Origin of the sequence: Companilactobacillus baiquanensis, from assembly GCF_003946605.1 — a bacterium.
Classification (GTDB): domain Bacteria; phylum Bacillota; class Bacilli; order Lactobacillales; family Lactobacillaceae; genus Companilactobacillus; species Companilactobacillus baiquanensis.
The window spans coordinates 1-6,104 of sequence record NZ_RHOQ01000014.1; the positions used below are offsets into that span (position 1 = coordinate 1).

The following is a 6,104-nucleotide window of genomic DNA, read 5'->3' on the forward strand; positions in this document are numbered from 1 at the left end:
AGTCGATAAACAGACAAAATGTAGTCGATAAACAGACAAAATGTAGTCGATAAACAGACAAAATGTAGTCGATAAACTTCTATAAGCCTTGGGAGAGTAAGGCGCAACAGGGGTCTAAAAGAGGTTTAAAAGAGGTTTATAAAAGAGGTTTAAAAGAGGCACTACTGTACGAGATACAAACCTAAAACAAAAACACAAAGGAGTGAGCCAAAAAACAGGCTCACATTAAACTCCAGTCGCTATGCTCCTTGCGCCTCACTTTGTTCGTTGCCTAAAAGGTGTGGCAAGCCACATTAATTCGGGCGCTGACGCCCCGAACCCCGTCCAAGCTGAGCCAGCTTGACCGCTTTTTCACTCGCCGTTAGGCAGGAAAGCAAAGTTTTATAGAAACTTTGGCTTTCGCCCATTCAGTGTTAAGACTGGTTTAGAGCTGTCAATTCCTTATGCTCCCACGCTTTGCTCGTCCGCTACCATTGACAGCAAACAGTTAGTTTTTCTGAATCTTAACAAGAATTTAGCGGCTATGTTCGTTTTTAAGGGCCTTATTTTTCGTTTTTAGCGGTTTTGAGACCGTTTATATATATTTATACCAAAGCAAAAACAAAAAGCCCTCAACAGGCTCTTAGAGGGCTAAATAACGAAGCCAGGACGATTAATAATATCTTCTTGTCTTTTTTGCAAAATATAAGTGTATAAGGAATCATACAAGTTCCTTTTGATCTCATCAGGTTCATTGACAGAAGCTTCAAACAATTCTTGAATATCAACTTGCCAAGGATCAACAAGCATTTCATCAATTGGTTTTAATACTTTCTTTTAGTCCAGCTTAATTACTCCTAACATTAAAATAATAATTTCAATTTAGATACGCAGTTCTTAAAGTTAGTTATTCAAATTTTGTTGCCAGGTTTATGAAGATTCTCTGCACAAAGCAATTAAAAAAATTTGGTTGAAAGCAGCGGGATATGCAACAATTTTTAGCATTTAAAGCATAACAAAATCAGTTAAGTATAAGCATAAATTAAATTAAGAATACATTCCATTTAACAACGGCAAAAATTGATTTTATGGTTATCATAAGACCGAGTTAAACAAGGTCAATGCGCACTTACACATAGAATTTATTCTATGTTGTGCTAGACCCATTAGAGACCTGTATCAGAAGTCGCCGTTGGTGACAACAAAATCAAACTAATTTACCCAAAATCAATTTGGTTCAACATGTTTTCTGTACTTGCTTGATCCAAGCCTAAATAAGCTAAAGTCATGGCTTCACTTGAATGATTTAATAAGTGCATGACTAGGCCAATATTGTAATTTGATTGCGTGTAAACACGATAAGCCCCAGTTTTGCGCATCGTATGAGTACCTAGATAATTAATTCCTAATAGATCGCCAACCTTACTCATAATTTTGTAGAACTGTTTTTCAGTAATATGGCGTTCTGGGTGTTGAATTGAAGGAAAGAGCCATTCAGAATCCAGCTTATGATCAAGCAGCCATTGACGATACAATAAAAGCTCTGTTTGAACAGGTTTAAGGTACAAGGTATTAGGTTTACCAGTTTTTCGGTCATGAATAAACGCATTTTGTTTAATAGAACCGTCCGGCTTAAAAATATCGGCCTGTTTTAAGCCCATAACGTCACTCACTCGCAGTAGCGTCGCTTTACCAACTTGAAAAATCGTATAGTTACGTCGGCCAGCTTTAAAGTTATTGAGTAACGTATCTTGAACCTCTTTAAGAACGTTTGAATCTTTGATGGGTAAGACAACTTGTCGCATGTAAATGACCTCCGGTAAGAATATTTGCATTGTGTATCTACACAGGATATACTTGATTTTTAATAATAATTTAGGAGGGGGAAATATGGAACCTATTAAAGAACAAACACGCTTAGCAAAGTGGGGAAACTCGAAAGCTGCTAGAATTCCTAGCCAAATTATTAAACAACTGAAATTAGATGATAACCAAGATATGACAATAACCATTGAAAATGGATCAATTGTTTTAACACCAATAAAAAAGAACCCAACCAATATTCACGAACTGTTTAAGGATTGGCAAGATGACGGGAAAAGGGATCACGAGCTTGATTGGGGAAAGTCAGAAGGTAATGAACTTCAATGGTAAGCCAAGGTGATATATTTTATGTTAACTTTAATCCAAGCCGTGGTCATGAACAGATGAATAAGCGACCAGCCATTGCGCTAAGCAATGATCTAGTCTGTCAGACAAGTAACATGACGATTGCGGCTCCAATTAGCAGTACCAAGCGTAATTTTCCAATGTATCATCGACTAACTAGTAGTCAAACAGTATATGGAAAAGTATTATTAGATCAAACCATAGCCTTAGATTTACGGGCAAGACATGTCACTGATGAAACTATTGTCGATCATGTATCGCGTGAAGAACTAGAAGAAATAATCACTTTGTACAAATTATTGTTTAGTATTGATGACAAATAGAAGAAGTTATTTATTTAATATTAAAACAAATAACCCCTAATATCTATATTATAGATATTAGGGGTTATTCTTTCAATGTTTTCGAGGGGTTATTTGTGAAAAATGGGCCCTATTTATAATTTTGTACAAGTTCGAATAGATTATCTTTTATTTTGTTTCGAACTTTTCTAAAGGCTTGTAGTTTTTCTTTTTCTGTTCCAGTGGCTTTTGCAGGGTCGGGTAATGGCCAATGAATACTTGTAGCTTGTGGTGGAATAACTGGACATTTATCTCGTGCATCACCGCATAAAGTGACAATTAGATTAGCTGAATTGAAGTAATTTAAATCAATCAGTTTTGAATACTGCTGACTAATATCGACACCATCTTCTGCCATAACTTGTACTGCATTTTTGTTTAAACCATGCTTTTCTACGCCCGCACTTCTAATTTCAAACTTATCGGAAGGAAAAAGTTCTTTTGCGTATCCTTCGGCCATTTGGCTTCGACATGAATTCCCGGTACAGAGAAAATAGATTTTTTTCATTTGGTTACTCCTTAATCATAATATTTTCTTTTAATCCATAGTGCTACATCAACTAATAAGATCATTACCGGTACTTCAACCATTGGGCCAATAACGGCAGCAAATGCTTCTCCAGAATTCAAGCCAAATATAGCGACTGTTACTGCAACAGCTAATTCAAAGTTATTACTTGCAGCGGTGAAAGATTGTGTCGCAGAAATTGAATAACTAGTTTTAGTCTTTTTCGCAATCCAAAAGGTTATGAAGAACATTAAGACAAAATATAGTAATAAAGGAACAGCAATTCTTATTGCGTCCATTGGTAGTTGAACTACTTTTGCACCCTTGACAGAAAACATCACTACTATTGTAAAGAGTAAAGCCCAAGTAGTAATTCTACTTATTTTTGGTACATATTTATCTTCAAACCATTCTTTACCCTTTGTGCTAATGATAAAGTAACGAGAACCAATGCCCAAAATGAAAGGAATACCAAGATAAATAAAAACACTTTTAGCAATTTCACTCATTGTAATATTAATTGTCTGTGTTTGTAGCCCAAAGAATTTTGGTAAGACACTAATAAAGAAGTATGCATAAACGGAATATAGCAAAATCTGAAAAATTGAGTTAAAAGCTACTAGACCAGCAGCATAATCGTTATTACCCTGCGCTAATTCATTCCACACAATAACCATAGCAATACACCGTGCTAAACCGATCATGATTAAACCAATCATATAGTTTGGATAATTGTGTAGAAAGATAAAAGCAAGAGCAAACATTAAAATAGGGCCAACGATCCAATTTTGAACTAATGAAAAAGCAAGTTCCTTTTTGTCCTTAAATACATCACCCATTTTGCCATAATTAACTTTGGTTAGTGGTGGATATAGCATTAATATTAAGCCTATTGCTATTGGAATTGATGTTGTACCGATAGACCAACTATTAATTATTTTAGGGAGCGATGGAAAAGCTAAACCGCTAATAATTCCCAGTGCCATAGCTAAAAATACCCATAAGGTCATATAACGGTCCATGAATGATAAATTTTTAGAAGTACGCATAATAGCCCTCCATATAGATATTTATCTATGTATAATGCAAAATAAAAAAGCTAACAGTTTGAATGTGAATCCTTACATATGCAATGGTCAGTTTTAGATAGTATTTGTGTTAATTCACTAATCAGTTCTTCTTTTTTGTTTGAATTTAAAGAATAATAGTGCCACTTAGTATCTTTTCTTACGTTAACTAATCCACTTTTTTCCAGAATACTCATATGGTGGGATAGAGTCGGTTGTGTAAAGTTAAAGTGTGCAAGTATATCACACCCACACATCTCACCACAGGACAGCATTTCTAAAATCTTAAGACGGTTAGGTTCAGCAACCACCTTTAAAAGTGATGCCAAATCTTTATACCCATAGTGCATCAGTAAATTCCTCCACATTAAACATAGATGATTATCTATATTGTATCACATGAATAATGAAAAAGATTGCCGTTCGGATTAATTTTATAATCTACCAATTGACTTCTATTTCCAAAAATGCCACCAATTTTTATTATTATGTGTTCTATCTTCTTTGTCATTCACTTGCTGTTTTTGGCCTGGATTAGAGATTTCAATCAAGTCACTTAATTTGTGTACATGTTCTTTTAGTTCTTTGTTTTCTGTCACAGTTGTTAACTGAAGTTGTTGTTGCTGATCTATTAATTTGGTTAGATGATTAATTTGTCGGTCTTTGCTACTTATTTGCTGATCTTTGGTAGCAAGCTGTTTGTCCCGTTGAAACTTTAAATCTGCTACTTCTCTTCTTAGAGTATCGATTAGCTCATTATTTTCTTTGCTAGTCTTTGTCGCTTTTTCGCTACCTGTTTGTTGGTTCTTTGCTACCAAGTTCTTTGCTACCTTGCCTCTAATAATCCTTTCAGCTGTAAGGCTGATCACGTTTTTACCTTGACTATCTTTTTGTCGGTTCTTTGTTGGTAGTCTTTGGTAGTGGTATTGAATAGTTTGTTTAGAGACCTTTAATTCATCAGCAAGTTCTCTAATTGTTTTAGGCATTATTTCCAAACCCCTTTCGGAGTTCAGCAAGCATTTCTTGTCTTGTCTGATCTCTTATTGTTTTATCATGCTCAATCTGTCGTTCGGCTAAAATCTGTTTCTCAGTTGAGCCTAGAGTTAACCCCTTAACTTTATCAATGGCACGCCATTTTTCCTGTTCTGTTAATTCACCATTATGCTGAATATTAAAGAGTTTTTGACGTTCATCTTGAAATTGACCTTGTGAGAAGTCGTTAGCGTCTTTTCTTTCAGGCTTCCAAGTAAAAGTATAACCAATCACTGGTTTCCCACGACCTTTACCATATTTTTTTCGTATAGTTAGGCCTCTAAACAAAGGGGTTAGTTCTTCCTTAATTGGGCGAATAACCCTAGATTCAACGTTCGCAGGCTTACTCCAATAGCTTTGTGGAATATCTAGTAGTTCAAAGAAATCATTTTTAGAAAAATAAGCATAACCAGTGGTTCGGAATTGTTTAAGAATACGAAAAGTTGTTTTTGCGTAACTACTCTTTAAATCTCGGAACTCTGTCAAAGCATAACGAACCCAACTTTCGAGATTATTTAGAAGTTTCAACGCTTTGGGATAAATTTGAATATCAACATAAGGAACGTCTGCAGATCCCTTAATTTCAAATCGAGTGAACATGACAAACATCTCTCTATCAAGACCATCTTTACTTCGAGAGCCAAATCTAAGACCTAGTATCTTTTGATATGTACTTTGTATGTCATCAATAAACCGATTATTTGCGGTTGGCTTATAGGCACTTAACTCTTTTAACTGATCAAAGGTAAATCTAACAGTATCATCACCTTTATCACGCATTCTAGAAACTACAGAAAAGAACAAGTTCATTTCTACAGGAGTAAACCTTCGCAAGGGGATTGTATTTAATTCAGGGTCATATTTGACTAATTCATTGCTCATAAAATAACCTCCTTGAATAATACTACCTTATTTGAATACAGGAGTAAATAAATGTAGTCGATAAACAGACAAAATGTAGTCGATAAACAGACAAAATGTAGTCGATAAACAGACAAAATGTAGTCG

Annotated in this window: 9 protein-coding genes; 2 read left to right on the forward strand and 7 right to left on the reverse strand. The window is 35.0% G+C overall.

Annotation, left to right across the window (positions count from 1 at the left end):
* Positions 1–630: 630 nt before the first annotated feature.
* Positions 631–789, reverse strand: a complete 159-nt coding sequence (locus EKM77_RS10850; RefSeq protein ID WP_125594050.1) for a hypothetical protein — start codon at positions 787–789, stop codon at positions 631–633.
* A gap of 407 nt (positions 790–1,196) precedes the next feature.
* Positions 1,197–1,784, reverse strand: a complete 588-nt coding sequence (locus EKM77_RS10855; protein ID WP_125594051.1) for a site-specific integrase — start codon at positions 1,782–1,784, stop codon at positions 1,197–1,199.
* Positions 1,785–1,869: 85 nt separating this feature from the next.
* Between EKM77_RS10855 and EKM77_RS10860 the strand changes: the two genes are divergently transcribed.
* Positions 1,870–2,133: an AbrB/MazE/SpoVT family DNA-binding domain-containing protein gene (locus tag EKM77_RS10860; protein ID WP_005918576.1), complete on the forward strand. Its 264-nt coding sequence runs from the start codon at positions 1,870–1,872 to the stop codon at positions 2,131–2,133.
* A complete protein-coding gene (locus EKM77_RS10865; RefSeq protein ID WP_005918574.1) occupies positions 2,127–2,471 on the forward strand; it encodes a type II toxin-antitoxin system PemK/MazF family toxin in 345 nt (114 codons plus the stop codon). The genes EKM77_RS10860 and EKM77_RS10865 overlap by 7 nt, the downstream gene beginning before the upstream one ends.
* A gap of 109 nt (positions 2,472–2,580) precedes the next feature.
* On the opposite strand, the gene arsC is transcribed toward EKM77_RS10865, so the two are convergent.
* From arsC to EKM77_RS10890, 5 genes are all read right to left on the reverse strand, one after another.
* The gene (arsC, locus tag EKM77_RS10870; protein WP_054712978.1) at positions 2,581–2,997 is read right to left on the reverse strand and encodes an arsenate reductase (thioredoxin); all 417 of its coding nucleotides are present in this window, start codon (positions 2,995–2,997) and stop codon (positions 2,581–2,583) included.
* 11 nt (positions 2,998–3,008) lie between these two features.
* A complete protein-coding gene (arsB, locus tag EKM77_RS10875; RefSeq protein WP_054644019.1) occupies positions 3,009–4,046 on the reverse strand; it encodes an ACR3 family arsenite efflux transporter in 1,038 nt (345 codons plus the stop codon).
* A 50-nt stretch (positions 4,047–4,096) separates the two neighbouring features.
* Positions 4,097–4,414 carry an ArsR/SmtB family transcription factor gene (locus EKM77_RS10880; RefSeq protein WP_125594052.1) on the reverse strand — a complete coding sequence of 106 codons (318 nt, stop codon included), beginning with the start codon at positions 4,412–4,414 and terminating at the stop codon, positions 4,097–4,099.
* A gap of 105 nt (positions 4,415–4,519) precedes the next feature.
* Positions 4,520–5,050 carry a DUF536 domain-containing protein gene (locus EKM77_RS10885; RefSeq protein ID WP_125594053.1) on the reverse strand — a complete coding sequence of 177 codons (531 nt, stop codon included), beginning with the start codon at positions 5,048–5,050 and terminating at the stop codon, positions 4,520–4,522.
* Positions 5,043–5,978, reverse strand: a complete 936-nt coding sequence (locus EKM77_RS10890; RefSeq protein WP_125594054.1) for a replication initiation protein — start codon at positions 5,976–5,978, stop codon at positions 5,043–5,045. The genes EKM77_RS10885 and EKM77_RS10890 overlap by 8 nt, the downstream gene beginning before the upstream one ends.
* Positions 5,979–6,104 lie beyond the last annotated feature (126 nt).